Here is a 15,971-nt window from a genome sequence, read left to right on the forward strand (position 1 = left end):
TACGGGCGATGAGTGAAATGGGGAGCTGCTTGCACCACTGGATCCTGGGACGCGAAGGCAAGGCTACGGTACTGAAATAGTTTTCAGGATCCGTGGCCCGATTAATGATCCCGACTGCGCCCGCGACGGGCCGGACGGGCGTTGGACCGCGGCGGGGCGCTCGATGACCGCACGACCAGCCGGTACGGCAACACAACACTTCTCGGGACGGGACTGCCGGCAATGGCATTGATAAGATAATCGGCGGCTCCCCGGCCGATTTCTGCTGCCGGAACACTGACTGTTGTGAGCGGCGGGTCCATTTGCGCAGCCAGCTCCACATCGTCAAATCCTGTGATGGAAAGCGTGGCCGGTACGGCCAGACCCATCTTGCGAGCCTCGGCCATTGCACCGATGGCAAGCGTGTCGGTGGTGCAGATGACTGCTGTCGTGTCCGGGTGATCGGTGAGGAGTTGACGAAGGGCACTACGGCCCTGGACTAGCGAATAATCGGCCTTGACGATCTGGGTTGGCTTGAGCGGCAAACCGGCGTCCAAGAGCGCGCGCTGAATTCCCTCGAGCCTGGCGCGGGATCTGTCATTGGACGCGGCAACAACGTTGGCAATCGCGCCGAAACGGACGTGTCCAAGCCTGAGCAGATACTCCGTCATCTCGCGGGTGGCGCTTTCATTGTCGATTCCGATCGCGGGGATGCCGCCACCGGCCTTGGCGACATAGGTGGTGATGACCGGTACGCCTGCCTGTTCGATCAGGCTCCTCAGCTCCCGGCCGTGGGAAGCTCCGACCAGCACGATTCCATCGATGCCGCGTTCAATGAGACTTTGCAGTTCCTGAAATTCACGCCGCTGGTCATATTGCGAATTCGCAATGAACAGCGTGTAGCCGCTTTCGCTGAGGCGGTTCTGGAGCGCTTCGACACCTTCTGCAAAGATACCGAGCGCCAGTGTCGGAACGATGACGCCAACGGTCCGCATGCGTCCCGATTTTAATGCTCTGGCTGCGCTATCGCGCGTGTAGGCCAGGTCATTGATATGCCGCATGACTCTGTCGCGAAGCTCCGGCCGTACGATATCGGGGTGATTGAGAACCCGCGACACCGTCGCTGCCGACACATTCGCCTTCCGGGCAACGTCCTCGATCTTCACACGTGGCTGCTGGCGGCCTTTTGGCGCGATTACAGGTTTTTTATCCATCTGCGTTAGTCAACCAGGAGAAGGAGAGGGGCTCCGCTCAAAACAGTTAAACCATCACGACCGCCATCTTCTCAAGTCCTGTATGCGGGCCATCGGCGCTATTTTCTGGCCCTTTCAAGCGCAGATGGAGCGGATGCACCGAATCTCATTCGAAAGGTGGTTGATTCGCTTGACTCCGGTTCTTGCACGGCCTAACGCTGAAATCGATTTCAGAAATCGAGAGCCAAGCAGCTCGATTTCAGGTAAAACCGAAAGCAAGGATGCATGGTGGATCTCTTGAAGGGCATTCGTGTCCTCAGCCTCAATCACTTTCTGATGGGCCCGGTCGGCGTGCAGTTTCTCGCCGACCTCGGTGCGGACGTGATCGCCGTGGAACCGCCCGGAGGGGCCTTTCAGAGGAAATGGGGCGGGGCGGACAAGCAGGTTGATGGCCAGTCGATGTTGCTTCTGGCGGGAAACCGCAACAAGCGCAGCCTCACGCTCGATCTGAAAAAACCCGAAGCCGTGGTCATCGCCAGGCAACTGATCGCGAAATCGGATGTGATCGCGGAGAACTTCCGCCCCGGTGTGCTCGACAAGCTTGGTCTCGGCTACGAGGACGCAAAGAAGGTCAATCCGCAGATCATTTATGCTGCTGCCTCTGGCTATGGTCCTGACGGGCCCTATGTCGATCGCCCAGGTCAGGATCTGTTGATCCAGGCGCTATCGGGACTTGCGATGATCACCGGAAGTCGCGAGCAAGGGCCGCGGGCTGTCGGCGTTTCCGCCATCGATCATCACGGCGCCGCCTTGTTCGCGGCGGGGATCCTGGCTGCCCTGGTAAGGAAAGCGCGCACAGGGCAGGGCTGCCGCGTCGATGTTAGTCTGCTGTCGGCTGCGCTCGACCTGCAGATGGAATCTTTTACCTGCTACCTGAACGGCCAAAGGCCTGACGACGTCCGTCAGCCGGGTCCGGTGGCCGGCTGGTACTATGGCGCACCCTACGGCATCTATGCGACACGCGATGGACACATTGCGATCTCTTTGGGATCGCTGGAGGCGCTCTCCGACGCGCTCGGCCTTCCGGCCGACCGGCGCATCCCTGACGAGGAGGCGTATCGCCGGCGCGATGAGGCCTCAGCCATGATCGCGGCCAGTGTCGCCAAACGCTCAACCACCGAATGCATCGTCTTGTTCGAGGCGCGTGGAATTTGGCACGCTGCGGTGAACGATTATGCCGACGTCGTTGCGGATCCGCAGATCGCGCACAACAGAAATTTTCAGGTGGTGACCGGCGCGACCGGAACTCCCATCACACTTGTCAGCCATCCCGTGCGCTACGATGGCGAGCAGCCGGACGTGCGGTTGCCGCCGCAAAAGCTCGGTGCGCAAACGGAAGAGATTCTGAAAGAGCTGGGCTATGACGCCAAGAAATTGAAGGATCTTTACGATGCGGGCGCCATCGGAACCGCGGACTCGCATCACTGAACGAACAAACAGATTTCTCGAAGTAGTACGCTTACTTCAGGAGCTGGCATGGTGATCGCATCAACATGCGCGCAGCTTTCCTTCCTTGCTGCTGGCGAGGTTTTCTCGGCGGCGATGCCAACACCAAGCACGCTTGAAAGTCCCGTGAACATGACCGTTCACGGCAGCCCGGGATGTGTTGGTAAAGAGCTTTAAGTTGCCGCCAGGCCAAAGCCGCGCGGCGAGTTTTATGTTGGACCAGAAGCCATGTCGCAAAGCCAATATCTGCCCGCGCGCGAGCGTATGCTGAAGCGCATTGCCAAGACCAGGGAGGCTGCACGCTCGGGCTTGCCGCACTGGGCGAGTGCCGCCGACGGAAAATGGACGTTTACGCCCGATGGTGATTGGACCGGCGGGGCATTTGTCGGCGAGCTTTGGCTCGCACATCTCGCTGATCGACGGCAATTCCCAATTGAAGACGCGCGTACTGCGCTAAGCCGAATGTTGCCGCGTGCTGAGCGGCTTACGGCCTTTAAGGGCTTCGGCTTCTATCATGCAGGCGCCCTTGGCAGCATCCTGTTCAAGGATGAAGGTGCCCGCGCGGCGGCTTTGACCGCAGCAAGGTCGCTTCGGGATATGTTCGATCCACACCTCGGACTGATACCGTTGGGCGGAGATGCCGAGGAGGCGAGCGCAGTCGGAGCTTCCGAGAGCAGCATCGACTCGCTCCAGGCGACAGGCTTGCTCTATTGGGCTGCAGACGAGCTTTCCGATGCCCGGATGGAGGAGGTCGCCAATGCACATATGCGGCGTGTCCTGGAGATCCACGTGCGGCAGGATAGTTCAGTTATCCAGTCTTCCACACTTGATCCACGCACCGGCAAGGTGCTCAGAACGCACACGCACAAGGGCTATAGCGATATCAGCACCTGGGGCCGGGCGCAGGGATGGGCGATGCTCTACACCGCTCACGCCGCCATGGTCCGCCCGGACGAACCGCTGTGGCGCGACTACGCCGTGCGCCTTCTTGACTGGTGGATCGACCATGTCCCTGCGGATCTCGTTGCCTTCTGGGATTTCGACGATCCGGCGATCCCCAACACCAGCAGGGATACTGCGGCCACTGCTATCGCTGCTGCCGCGGCGCTGCGCCTCGCATCCGCACTCGGTCCTGAGCGGGGCGCCAAATATCGATCATTTGCGGAGCGCACCGTTACTCAGCTGAGCTCGACATACCTGACACCGACTGCTCCCGATGACCTGCGCCCGCCTGGAATGCTCACCGGCGGCTGCTTCACCCGAAAGGCGATCGTGCGCGATATCGATGCGGCCCAGAACGTCGAGCTGATCTTCGGAAGCTACTTCCTGTTTGAATGCCTTGCCATCCTGACGGATCTGGTGCCGCCTGGCTGGATCTAATGAGGAGGCGCGAAAGGCTTCCACCGCGAGCAAGGGCTCAAACCAATCTTGTTTGTGACGCCATGCCAGCCAATCTGTCCAAAACTTCGACGGCCCGGCTCCGCTCCTTGGATTTTGCGACGGGCTTTATCGAGTTCGACACTGACTGCCACTTGTCCGGAATCCTTAAATGAGAAATGCGAAAACTCCGATCTATCGCGGCTTATTCCCGGTCGCTCCGACGCCGTTTACGGATTCTGGAGATCTCGATCTCGAAGGGCAGCGGCGCGTTCTCGATTGCATGATCGATCAAGGCGTGGACGGGATCTGCATTTTGGCCAACTATTCCGAGCAGTTTCTGCTGTCTGATCAGGAGCGCGATATTCTAGTCGATCTCTGTCTTTCGCATGTCGCGGGCCGCAAGCCAGTCATGGTGACCTGCAGCCATTTCAGCACCCAGATTGCGGTGCAACGCGCCCGCTATGCGGCCGAACGTGGCGCAAGCCTCCTCATGCTGATGCCGCCTTATCATGGTGCAAGCCTCAAGGCGGATGAAGGCGCCATGATCGGGCATTTCGGCCGGGTCGCGGACGCAGCCGGGATTCCAATCATGATCCAGGACGCGCCGCTCTCCGGCGTCACATTGACCGTCCCGTTTCTGGTCCGGCTCGCTTGCGAGGTGCCACTCGCCAGATATTTCAAGATCGAGGTCCCGTTTGCTGCTGCCAAGCTGCGCAGTCTGATCGAGCTCGGCGGTGAGGTCATAGTTGGTCCTTTTGACGGGGAGGAAGGCATCACCATGATGGCAGATCTCGATGCTGGTGCGAGCGGAACAATGTCGAGCGCGCTGTTGCCCGATCTGCTCAGCCCCGTGATCGATCATCACAGATCGGGCGACAGGCAGGAAGCCGCTCTTGCCTATGCAAGGGTGCTGCCGCTCATTAATTTCGAAAACCGCCAGTGTGGCCTGCGCGCCGCCAAGAGCGTGATGGCTGAAGGTGGCGTGATCAAATGCGAAGCCGTGCGGCATCCGCTCGAGCAGATCCATCCTGCGACCAGAGCCGGATTGATCGAGCTTGCGCGTGAGCTCAACCCGCTGGCTCTTCGCTGGGGACACTGAGGCATGAACCATCCGGAACAAGCGGTGCAACCTGTGTACCCCCAGATCAAGATGTTCATTGCCGGAGAATGGACGGAAGGGGACGCAGAGCGCTCGGAAGAGATCCTCAACCCCGCGACCGGACATGCCATTGGTGAAACGCCTTATGCCTCCCGCGGTGATCTTGATCGTGCCCTGGCGGCCGCCGCGGACGGCTTCGAGATCTGGCGAAAGGTTTCGGCCTTCGACCGGTACAGGACGATGCGCAAGGCGGCCGATCTCCTACGCTCGCGCGCAGCCGGCATTGCATCGATCATGACGCTCGAACAGGGTAAGCCGCTGAGCGAGTCGCGTGCTGAAACGCTCCTTGCTGCCGATATTATCGACTGGCTCGCCGAGGAAGGGCGGCGCGCTTATGGGCGGATCGTCCCGGCGCGGTTTGGCAATGTCGCCCAGCTCGTGACCAGGGCGCCGGTCGGGCCGGTTGCGGCATTTACGCCCTGGAATTTTCCGATCAACCAGGCCGTACGGAAGATTTCCGCCAGCCTCGCAGCCGGCTGCTCCATCATCGTCAAGGGACCTGAAGAAACGCCAGCGAGCTGCATGGAGCTGGTGCGTAGTTTCGCGGATGCGGGCTTGCCGGCGGGCGTGATCAATCTCGTCTTCGGGGTGCCGTCCGAGGTTTCAGATTATCTCATAAGCCATCCTGTCGTCCGGAAAGTCTCCTTCACCGGCTCGACCGTAGTCGGAAAGCATCTCGCAGCCCTTGCCGGCGCCCACATGAAGCGCGCCACCATGGAGCTCGGCGGGCACGCGCCTGCCATCGTTTTCCCAGATGCTGACGTCGAGAACGCCGCAAGAATCTTGTCGGCGAACAAGTTCCGCAATGCCGGCCAAGTCTGTGTTTCGCCGACGCGGTTTCTGGTGCATGAGAGTGTCTATGAAGATTTCGTCAAGAGGTTTGTCGCCGAGGCCAGCGCGATCAAGGTTGGCAATGGCCTTAAAACCGATAGCCGGATGGGGCCGCTAGCCAATTCGCGGCGGGTTGACGCAATGGAGAGCTTTGTCGCGGACGCTCTCGATTGCGGCGCCCAGTTGCGCACCGGGGGCAAGCGTATCGGCAATGCGGGGTACTTCTTCGAGCCGACGGTCCTGACCGATGTTCCACCTCAAGCGCGCATCATGCGTGAAGAGCCGTTCGGACCTGTCGCCCCGATTGCGCGGTTCAAAACCTATGACGATGTTGTCACGGAGGCCAATCGACTGCCTTACGGGCTCGCCGCCTACGCCTACACGCGATCCGCTGCTACCATGGCCGCGATCGGGGCCGATCTCCAATGTGGGATGGTGTCGATCAATCATCATGGGCTTGGGCTTCCCGAAGTGCCCTTCGGAGGAACGAAGGAGTCTGGCTTCGGTTCGGAAGGTGGCCTCGAGGCAATCGAGGGCTATCTCGACACCAAATTTGTGAGCCAGGCGAGCTAGAACCGGAAATAGCAGGTGCCTAGCAGGTGAACGATTTGTTCGACAGTGCCCCCGATCGCCTCAAGCGCTCCCCCTTCTCCGCTGGCAGACCGGTACGTCTGCCTTCTCCCCAGACTTGAGCCGCTGTCGGAGAAATCCGGCAGCGGTTCTTTTTAATTGCTGACTGACACCTTATTTTTCATTCAGTCGGGAGCAGAAATGAGATACTTTGTCCGGTAAATCAGCGCGTTCGGATACAGCTGGTTGAGCCACAGCTCTCAAGTATCAGCGCCGTTGTTAGCCCGCGAGCACCACCAATACAGACCTTTAGGTCGGTGGATAGTCGCTCCGCATCAGGGGAAAACCTCGCCCAGTGAGAGATTTTGACGCTCTTCCTATGGGACTGCGAAAGATCGGGAAGGGCGGAGAGGTGCCAAAATGCGACCCAATCAGACTTGGCCACGCAAATACGCACTTCCGGTCTGGTCCAGACTGACGAAGAGTGATCCCCGTTCATGACGAGTCGATCTCTTGGGATTCCTACGCTGCCCCTGTCATGATTGGCAACGGCACACTTTTTTCAGTTCAATAGTAACCCGCGGGGGGCGCAGCACATCGCCCGCGCCCCCACAAGGCCTAGTCAAGCGCTCGCAAGACTCTCCTCCACCAAGAAGTCTTGTCAGGCCACCGCCTGCGTCGTCGGCGTCCCTGGGTCAGTTCGATGCGCTGGACCTTCCTGATGCGCCGCTGGAGCGGCTTGCGGTGAAGCCTAATGTCACGCGCATTGCGCAGAATGGGGCATGCGCCGAAACAGGAAATTGCGTACTCGCGGAAAGCTGGCCCGCTTGGAGTCGTAACGACCGCTTACGATCGCCCCAAATGTGGTAGGGTCAGTTCGCCCTTGCCTGCGACAACTGAAAGTTTGAATTCCTGCGCGGCAGCATCCAGGACCGGCACAGAAACGGCACTCTCGCGCGCTAGGCGCACAGCACACTCGATATCCTTTGCAGCATTTGCAATCGAGATTGCTAGTGCATCTGGTTTTTCTCCCAACAAAAAGGCGGCGAAGCCTTGGAATATTCCACTGTTCGTAGAGCCTCGACCGACCAATGAGCGTAGCGTTACAAGATCTATCTGAAGCCTATCCGCGAATTGGCAGACCTCAGCGGCGACTGCAGCTATGCCCATAGTCATGCTGTTGTAAACAAGCTTGAGCTTGTGGCCGTGTCCGACATGTCCTACGTGCACAACGGTTTCGCAAAACCCAGAAAGAATGCGCTCAGCGGCGGAAAAGAGCGTTGCATCCGATCCAACCATCGCATTGAGAAGCCCGAGCTCCGCTTGCTCGGGGCTTCGTGTTACTGGAGCATCAATAAAGCTTAGACTTCGTCTTTGCGCCGTTTTCGCCAATGCAATGGTCGAGGCGGGATACGAGGTCGTGCAATCAATGATCAAACCTCCTTGGCGCATGTGAGCAAACAGTCCGTCCTGGTCGAGACACACCTTCTCAACTTCGCGGCTGGACGGTAAGGACAACACCACCACACTTACATGCTGCGCCAACTCAGCGATCGACGTGTGCTCGCGGGCCCCCGCACCCATCAGGCGATCAGCACCGAACCGGTTCTTGTTGACTTTGATGTGGAGCTCACTTTGCTGACGCAGCAGGCTGATGCCTATACCTGTTCCCATGCGCCCCGCTCCGATAAGCCCTATACTCTGCTTGATCGTTTTGGGAGACGCGTTCGCTGATGATCCCGTGCTCATGATTCAGCATTCCGAAAAGAAGCCACGGCTTTGTAGGATGGGTATCAGCTCGTGATGGTTGTTGATGGTGTAATCTGGACGCGCGGCTTGCAGGCGCGAGGTCGAAACAAATCCTCCGGTAATGGATATGCTTGTCAGCCGGAGATTGCGTGCAATATCAGTCTCGACGGGCATATCGCCGATGATGAAGGTTGACGACGGCTTCAGGTTGTATCTGTCCATATAAAATCGAAGCCGCTCTCCTTTGCTCATCGATTTGTATTGCGTGGCGCGGCTTTCAAAGGCGAGCACATCGGTGATGTAGTCATGCACTCCAAGTCTCCTCAGCTGAGACTGTAGAGGCGCGACTATGTGGTTGCTAAGGATGATGAGCAGAGCGGATTCGCGTCGCGCTAACTCGAGCACTCTGCGCGCCCCCTCACGTAAATCGGCCTTATCTGCAAGAGGCTCGTATGTGTCATGAAACAGTGCGCCATCGTCACGCTCAACTGCCTCAACCTCCTCCGGCGACATTCCAAGGCTATGATAGAGACGAGAGAGGGGAACGTCACAATGCTCTCGAAAGGTGGTTATATCGATGCTCGGACGACCAAAGCGGTCCAAAATTACATTGGTCGTTTCGAGCAGCGCGTACGTGTCATCGAGCAGTGTTCCGTTCCAGTCAAATACGAGAGCGGGTTTCATGATCCTGACCTCTGACGGGGATTGACGGAAAGAGAGGCCAGAAAAGCTTCCAAGTTTCTGTCCGCGCGCCGCTGCCCAGCCGGGGTCGGCATCTCCAACGTGAAGGGTGACAAATCGATGCCCTCTAGCCTGTTGGCCAAGATGGATACAAGAGCGCGAAAGGGCAGGTAAGTTATTGTTGCTGCTTGGATGGCCGTCGCAATGTTGCTTTCAATCAGTCTGAGTGCCGGCGGGTCCATCCTGTGAAAGCGAAGGCACTGGGCGCGCAGTTCGGGCCGCAGTCGCTTCAGTGCCTGCCAGAATGCGAGCTCATCCAGAGTATCAATGCCCATGCCGTAGTAGTTTGGAGCGACTATAGGCGGCGAACCAATCGCCCAATGTACGGCGTTGGCTCCAGCGGCAAGGAGCATCGTTGTGACGGCTTGGCTGGTATCGCCTCGAATGAGGGCCTCGTCGACAACTATGATGGTTCGTTTAGCGACAGCAGGTTCCGACACTCGATACTTCTGAGCGATGCGAGATTGCCGGGCCTTGGGTCCGCCCAGGAGCGTTCGCTCAGGAAATTGCGCTGCCACTACGTCACTGCGCTCGGCGCGCACGCCCTGTTCAGCGAGAGAGTCAAACAGACCATCCGCGTACGGCCCCCCAGTATTTGGCATGGAGGACACTATTGGCGGCATCAAGAGCGGCTCTGCTTGAACCCGCTCCGCAACAATTCTCCCCAGGGCCAGCCCGATATTGTAACGGGTTTGGCGATGTGAATGTCCCTCGACCGACGTGTTCGGGCTTCCCACGTAGAGAGTTTCGTAGGCGCAGAGTTTGGCCTTGTGTCGTCGGCTGTTCAGAGTACGGTCAACGCTGCCGCCCGTCTTAGCGTCCACGCGCTGTATGCTCCCAGGCAAGAGCTGCTGGATCTCACCTTCCAAGCCCGCGAAGGCACAAGTTTCGGAAGCAAAAAGCAACAATCCGTCATTTGTCCGCATAGTCTCCAATGGTCGCAAACCGCTTCGATTGCGGTATGCAACAAGTTCTCCGTTCTTATCCAGCAAAAGCGCGGTAATGGCACCATCAATGCGATCATCAAGCTCGCGAAAGATAGCTTCGTAGTCTGTAGGCAAGCCGTAACGCCAATAGTCTCGTTCGCAAGATCGTTCAATCCACCTCAGCAAGAGCTCGGTGTCTGTGTTGGTTCCTATCAGTTGGCCCTGAGCGCGTAATTCGCTCCTGAGCTCACGGTCGTTCACCAAGGCGCCATCCAGAGAAATTGCAAAATGGCGGCTAGGCGTTGACTGCACATAGCCGTCACTTCCAGTTTCACAGGATCCGCTATGGATCTGCGCGATTGCAACATGAGGCCGAAAGCGGGGCTCCTGTTCGATGCAGTCAATGCGTACTGAATTACCCTTCCACTGAAAGGCCCTTCCATATCGGATCCCACGCTCTCGCATGAAAGCAGAGACCGCGACACCTGCTTGCCCACGGAGTGCAAGTGTCGGAATCATTCTCTTCAGCTGATCAACAACACGCGACGATGGTTCGCTTGAAGCGCAGAGAAACGCACCGGCGACACCGGACATATAGTCACCTACTTGCTAAGGAGCCGATCTGGCGGGGCGCCTCGTATGGCTGATGTGCCTATGAAGGCGGAACTTCGCTTCATCCCTAAGCAAGCGTCGTACCACTTCTTTGAAAATACTGGCTGGCACTTCTAGAGCGAGGAGAATCGGAAGACGAGCGGCCATTCAGTAGGTGTTGTGCGTCGTTCAGGCCCTCACACGGTGTTCAAGATGCTACGACTGTGTGCGAAAAGCGCCACGGCAAGCCACCAGGGCGTTTAGCGGCTCTAAGCAGGCCGAGTAGCGGCGAGCTGAAGTTTCGTCTTTGCCAGTAAGAGTCGGCAGATGGTGCAGAGCGAGCGCATTGCGCGGTTGCTGATGCCGGCCGGCGGGGTCTGAGACAGGCGAAGTGCGCCCGCCGACAGAGTAACGAATGAATTTGTAAGCAGTTAGCCCTGCGTTCTCTGGCCAACTCACATTTGTTGCCGCTGTGCGCAGGCTGTACCTCACACGACGTGAGGTTATCAGGCCATCGCCGAGCCTTTCCCGGCGCGGGGCCGGCGCGGTCGCTCGCATGGCTCTGCATCGACAAATCCATCCAGAGCGTGGCCGCTCAAACAATGGCAGCGGCCGGGCGAGCGATCACCCTGCCGAAAACAAGCCCCTCTGTGGCCTGTGCCACGTGCGCATTCTGTCAGAATACAAGCGTGCTCATGTCTGAAACTGGCCTGCGACTGTCTTCAAAAGCCACATTGCACAGAAAAACGCGAGAGTGCCCATTCTATAGTGCTGGCCCAAATCCTGCACCGGTTCTCGGCGCCAGAAAGTGTAGCGCCGGCAACAAGATGGAAGGCGAGCTTGGGCCCCGATCCGTCAATCGACAATGCGCTTGCCGCAGAGGAGGTCGTTTACCTGTACCACGCTGGGAGAACGGAAGACGTTCGTGCTTGCCACGGCCTCGCGCGGCATCGGTCATCGGACCGGAGAACTGCTTTCAGAAGAGGGCCGCCGTATCTTCACTCGCACGCGGCGCCGCTTCGGTGGCCGGCGATGTCAGTGGGATTCGAAGACAGACAACCACGTCCACGTAAATCTAGGCATTCGTCGAACGGCGCCGCGCGCCACCGCCGATGTCGCGGAACGGCTTGCTGGCGCACCGCTACACCTATTGAGTCAAAACGCCGGTATTTCGCCATAGACACCGGACCATACGTTGATGGCGTCATTCGAGAGCTGGATGAGGCGGATCCATCTCAATCTGCCTGGCCTGACCTTCCTCCCGCAAGACCTCTTTCCCGAGTTCGGCCTCGGTAATGATCGTCGAAATGATTCAGCAACCTGGCCGGGGCAACCAGTTCCCATCACCGCCATTGCCTCCCGCGTCAAGGCTGACGGTTGCCTGCTCACCCTGAAGGGGCGATACATACATGATCGATGAACTGGATCTGCGAACCTTCACACCACATCCGCAACGCGACGCTGTACTCGGCGAAGTGCACGCCCGCCCCTTCACGCGTCTTGTTTCGCCCTTCAGCGTGATCCACTTGGCTTTTCTTGCACAGGGCGAGGCGGCCACAAGCGATCGCTGCCGTTTTATCGAGTTTTGCCTCGAGCGCAATCTTACGCCGCCTGAGCAATCGGCGAAACTTCATCAGATTGTCGTCGGCCCCGCGATGCTACGCTGGGAGCAGCATTCGGAGTTTACAACATTCACGTGGATCTGGACTAACACAAATTGTTCTGCCGCAGACCGTTTTGACAAAGTTGATGGCACCGTCCGATCGCTCATCCGCGCGTTACGTCAGACCGGACAGTTGCTGGTCGCGATCAGGCTAGAAGTGGAGCGGGACGCCTCGCCCATCACGCGGGCCGAACAGATTTTCGACCAGAACAGCCTGGCCATGGTTGCCACAAAGAGCGGCGCAGCCGTCGCCGCTTCAGACTTCCGCGTAGACAAAAAGGGTTTCACGAAAATCCTCGTCTGCGACCTCGGGTTGACGTCGCACGATCTCGGAGCGCTGGTGCAACGGCTCCTGGAAATCGAGACCTATCGTCCATTGGCGCTGCTTGGCCTGTCGGCGGCGCTTGAGCTTGCACCATCTGTTGATCGCATCGACCGCCGTCTTGTTGAGGCGCTCGAGAAAATGCAAAACGGTGAGGGGCTGCAGTTTAACAACCATCTTCTTGCCGAGCTGACGGCTCTGGCGGCATCCTTCGAAAGAGGCGCGACCGGCAGCCTGTTCCGATTCGGCGCCAGCAGGGCCTATAACGAGCTGGTCCAATCGCGGCTTTCCATCATCGAAGGCAACGATGTGTCGGGCTATCCAACCTGGTCGTCGTTTCTGGCACGCCGCATGGCGCCGGCGATGCGAACCTGCGCAACTGTTGAGGATCGCCAGGCGACTCTGTCGGTCAAGCTGGCGCGCGCCGCCGATCTGTTGCGAACCCGGGTCGACGTCGAAATCGAACGACAAAATCGTGACCTGTTGCAGGCTATCAACGAGCGCGCGAAGCAGCAACTTCGGCTGCAGTGCACGGTCGAAGGATTGTCGGTCGGGGCGATAGGATATTACGTGGTCAGCCTGTTTAGCTACCTTGCCAAGGGCGCGCATGATGTCGGACTGCGAGTAGAGCCCTCGTTCCTGACCGCAGCCTTCGTGCCGATCGCGGTCGGGGTGATCTGGCTCGTGAGTTACAATGTCCGAAAGCGGCACCTCAAGCACGACGACGCGCCCTCGGTTACTTGTGACTAAAGCTCCTTGAGGGAATCGGTGCGTCACTCGCACGGTCGGGGTGCCACGCTGCCGCAAGAATCGCGGCCGGCTCCTGCGCAAGGTAGTGCCCCGCCCGGACCAGCCGGGCGAGGCATTGTGGATCGGGTCAGTCGCCGTTGCGACGGCTGGGATGTGACCAGATCAGGCTGAAGCCCTCACCCTCCTCGTCGGCGAAGAGGTTGGCGAAGATCGGAGCGGTGAAGCTCGCATGGTCGAGCTTCAGACCAGATCAGCCTATTTGAGGTCGTGCTAGCGCGAATACCTGGGCTCCCACTGAATTACAAAATGGATTTGTTTCACCTTGAGCCACTCGGTGGCTTTCATCCGGTAGAGAGTTCCGCTGCACTCGTTCGCTCGACGCCAGAGAAGGCCACGGGCCGCAGGTCGCGCGCTTGCATATTGTTCGTAGGCGGGATTGCTTGGTCCGAAACCGCACGCGTCCGTTGTCATGAATAGGTCAAACCGCTTCCAATCCCGACGTTGATCAGACAATCGCCGGTTATTTCACTCACTGCAACTGGCCCAGAGCATGCATCGTGACAGATCGGGAGCCTATTCTGAGTCTCGCGGCATGAGCCACAGATACGGCGCCTTCAAATCGAGTGGATCACCGATATTAGGTACGAGACAGCATGCGCATCTGCGGTATCAAACTGACCCATGACGGAGCGGTCGCCCTTATCGAGGACGGACGGCTTGTCTTTTGTGTCGAGCAGGAGAAGCGGGGCAATAATCCGCGATATCAAAAAATTGAAAATCTCGATGCAGTTGTTGTCGCCTTGGCAGAGCACGGTTTAGATCCGCGGGACGTGGATCGGTTTGTCATCGACGGATGGTGGGGCGAGGTTGAGTCACAATTTGAGGTTTTCAGTGGGACTGCACCCCTTACACTTAAAGGGGCACCGTATGTTGAGGGCGATGCCGAAGGCCTCCTGATAGCGCAAAACGGCGCCGGGTTGATGCTCAAGGGGAGCGCCTTCCCTTATAAAAGCTATCCGCATGTCACCGGTCACGTGGCTTCTGCTTTTTGTACTAGTCCTTTTGCCAAGACCGGGCAGCCCGCGTTCTGTCTGGTTTGGGATGGCGCCTCCTTTCCGCGTCTCTACCATGTGGAACGTCGCGCAGCCAGGTTCCTCGAGTGTCTCTTCCCGCTGATCGGGCATGCTTATGCTGCCGCAGGCTATCACTTCGGACCATACACGCAGGCGAACCGGACCAAGTGGGACCTCGGTGTTGCGGGCAAGTTGATGGCCTACATCGCGCTCGGTTCAGTCGATGAAAGCATCGTCGAGGTGTTTCAGGAGCTCTACGAAAAGCACTTTAGCACGTTTACGGAGCCAGTCGGTCGTTGCAGCGAGGACACTGCGCTTGAGCCTGTCCATGCGTTTTTCGATGCCTGCGCGCTATGGTTAAAGGCCAAACCCTCCGCAAATGTGCTTGCATCCTTCCATTGCTTCCAAGAGCGACTGCTCGTTAGCAAGCTCGCGAGTGCCATACAGAGACATTCGAGCCTTCCCGCGCGCAATCTGTGCATCACTGGCGGCTGCGGTCTCAACATAAAATGGAATAGCGCACTACGAGCAGCTGGCTTGTTCGATTCTATCTGGGTGCCACCCTTTCCGAATGACAGTGGCTCCGCAATAGGTGCCGCTTGCTCTGCATTGGCGGCGGACCAAGGCTTTGTACCATTGGATTGGTCCGTCTATAGTGGACCAGCTGTGGAACGAGGCGACGTGCCGCCCGGATGGGGCGGCTCACCATGTAGCATGCGTGAACTTGCAACCATTGTCGCCAGCAACAAGCCAGTCATTTTCCTTACCGGCCGCGCGGAGCTTGGACCTCGGGCTTTGGGTAGCAGAAGCATACTGGCGGCGGCGACATCGCCGCGAATGAAGGACCATCTCAACGACATCAAACTTCGCGAGCACTTCCGGCCTGTAGCGCCAATATGCCTGGAGGATCGTGCCCCAGATATTTTTAGTCCTGGAACCCCAGATCCTTACATGCTCTTCGAGCACCAAACACGAGCAGAATGGCGGGACAAGATCCCCGCTGTTGTGCATCTGGACGGATCTGCGCGATTGCAGACTATTTGCAGGACCTCTCAGCACAAAGTCGCCGAACTTCTCGTCGAATACGAAGGCCTGACGGGGATTCCACTACTATGCAACACCAGCGCCAATCACAATGGACGCGGTTTTTTCCCGAATGCGGCATCCGCCTGCCAGTGGGACCGCGTTGACCACGTGTGGTGCGATGGCATGCTGTGGACGAAACGCGTGGGCGGCGACGGAGCGCCGGCCAATGGCATCTCTTTCTCTAAGAGCGGGGAAGCGGGACCGTACGCCGAAGATCGTATACGTCCGCCAAAGACCGCCTCGTTTGAGGGACTTGCGGGTTATCCTAGGAGAAGCGGTAAGACGATTCGAGATCGGAGGTGATCACATCGGTAGAGCGGCGGCGCGCGGGCCGCTGGATGAGAAGGAGCGGCTTCTTGCAGCATCGCTGGAGCTCGGTGCCAGTGTTCCGAGGCGGCTCGCATGGCGGCCCTTCATGTGAGTCACCTGTTGGGGCAACGAGCTTTGGAAGC

The 15,971-nt window shown here is 58.5% G+C and carries 10 protein-coding genes and 2 pseudogenes; 7 read left to right on the forward strand and 5 right to left on the reverse strand.

Annotation, left to right across the window (positions count from 1 at the left end):
* Positions 1–101 precede the first annotated feature (101 nt).
* On the reverse strand, positions 102–1,193 hold the full coding sequence (locus BM190_RS35985) for a LacI family DNA-binding transcriptional regulator (RefSeq protein WP_092262248.1): 1,092 nt from the start codon (positions 1,191–1,193) through the stop codon (positions 102–104).
* Positions 1,194–1,460: 267 nt separating this feature from the next.
* Between BM190_RS35985 and BM190_RS35990 the strand changes: the two genes are divergently transcribed.
* The 5 genes from BM190_RS35990 (at position 1,461) to BM190_RS36005 (ending at position 6,621) form a co-directional block, all read left to right on the forward strand.
* On the forward strand, positions 1,461–2,660 hold the full coding sequence (locus BM190_RS35990) for a CaiB/BaiF CoA transferase family protein (protein ID WP_244550848.1): 1,200 nt from the start codon (positions 1,461–1,463) through the stop codon (positions 2,658–2,660).
* A gap of 48 nt (positions 2,661–2,708) precedes the next feature.
* On the forward strand, positions 2,709–2,855 hold the full coding sequence (locus BM190_RS40845; RefSeq protein ID WP_177237492.1) for a hypothetical protein: 147 nt from the start codon (positions 2,709–2,711) through the stop codon (positions 2,853–2,855).
* A gap of 51 nt (positions 2,856–2,906) precedes the next feature.
* Positions 2,907–4,058, forward strand: coding sequence for a glycoside hydrolase family 88 protein (locus BM190_RS35995; protein ID WP_143109157.1), 1,152 nt, complete (start codon positions 2,907–2,909; stop codon positions 4,056–4,058).
* 169 nt (positions 4,059–4,227) lie between these two features.
* Positions 4,228–5,157 (forward strand): dihydrodipicolinate synthase family protein, encoded by a 930-nt coding sequence (locus BM190_RS36000; RefSeq protein WP_092262251.1) that lies wholly within the window; start codon positions 4,228–4,230, stop codon positions 5,155–5,157.
* Positions 5,158–5,160: 3 nt separating this feature from the next.
* Positions 5,161–6,621 (forward strand): NAD-dependent succinate-semialdehyde dehydrogenase, encoded by a 1,461-nt coding sequence (locus BM190_RS36005; protein WP_092262252.1) that lies wholly within the window; start codon positions 5,161–5,163, stop codon positions 6,619–6,621.
* A gap of 843 nt (positions 6,622–7,464) precedes the next feature.
* Here BM190_RS36005 and BM190_RS36010 read toward each other — a convergent pair.
* Genes BM190_RS36010 through BM190_RS36020 form a run of 3 tightly spaced genes read right to left on the reverse strand, consistent with a single transcriptional unit; the run spans position 7,465 to position 10,628 of the window.
* Positions 7,465–8,367 carry an NAD(P)-dependent oxidoreductase gene (locus tag BM190_RS36010; protein ID WP_092262253.1) on the reverse strand — a complete coding sequence of 301 codons (903 nt, stop codon included), beginning with the start codon at positions 8,365–8,367 and terminating at the stop codon, positions 7,465–7,467.
* 3 nt (positions 8,368–8,370) lie between these two features.
* Complete coding sequence (locus tag BM190_RS36015) at positions 8,371–9,051, reverse strand: HAD family hydrolase (RefSeq protein WP_092262254.1); 681 nt, start codon at positions 9,049–9,051, stop codon at positions 8,371–8,373.
* Positions 9,048–10,628: an amidophosphoribosyltransferase gene (locus BM190_RS36020; protein ID WP_244550849.1), complete on the reverse strand. Its 1,581-nt coding sequence runs from the start codon at positions 10,626–10,628 to the stop codon at positions 9,048–9,050. The genes BM190_RS36015 and BM190_RS36020 overlap by 4 nt, the downstream gene beginning before the upstream one ends.
* A gap of 1,406 nt (positions 10,629–12,034) precedes the next feature.
* Here BM190_RS36020 and BM190_RS36025 point away from each other — a divergent pair.
* Complete coding sequence (locus BM190_RS36025) at positions 12,035–13,360, forward strand: DUF3422 family protein (protein WP_092262256.1); 1,326 nt, start codon at positions 12,035–12,037, stop codon at positions 13,358–13,360.
* Positions 13,361–13,487: 127 nt separating this feature from the next.
* Here BM190_RS36025 and BM190_RS36030 read toward each other — a convergent pair.
* Positions 13,488–13,607 (reverse strand): annotated as a pseudogene (locus BM190_RS36030) (DUF736 family protein); the annotation flags it as partial.
* A gap of 406 nt (positions 13,608–14,013) precedes the next feature.
* Here BM190_RS36030 and nodU point away from each other — a divergent pair.
* Positions 14,014–15,681 (forward strand): annotated as a pseudogene (gene nodU / locus BM190_RS36035) (nodulation protein NodU); the annotation flags it as partial.
* Between the last annotated feature and the right edge of the window lie 290 nt (positions 15,682–15,971).

The organism is Bradyrhizobium sp. Rc3b (assembly GCF_900114915.1).
In the GTDB taxonomy this organism is placed as follows: domain Bacteria; phylum Pseudomonadota; class Alphaproteobacteria; order Rhizobiales; family Xanthobacteraceae; genus Bradyrhizobium.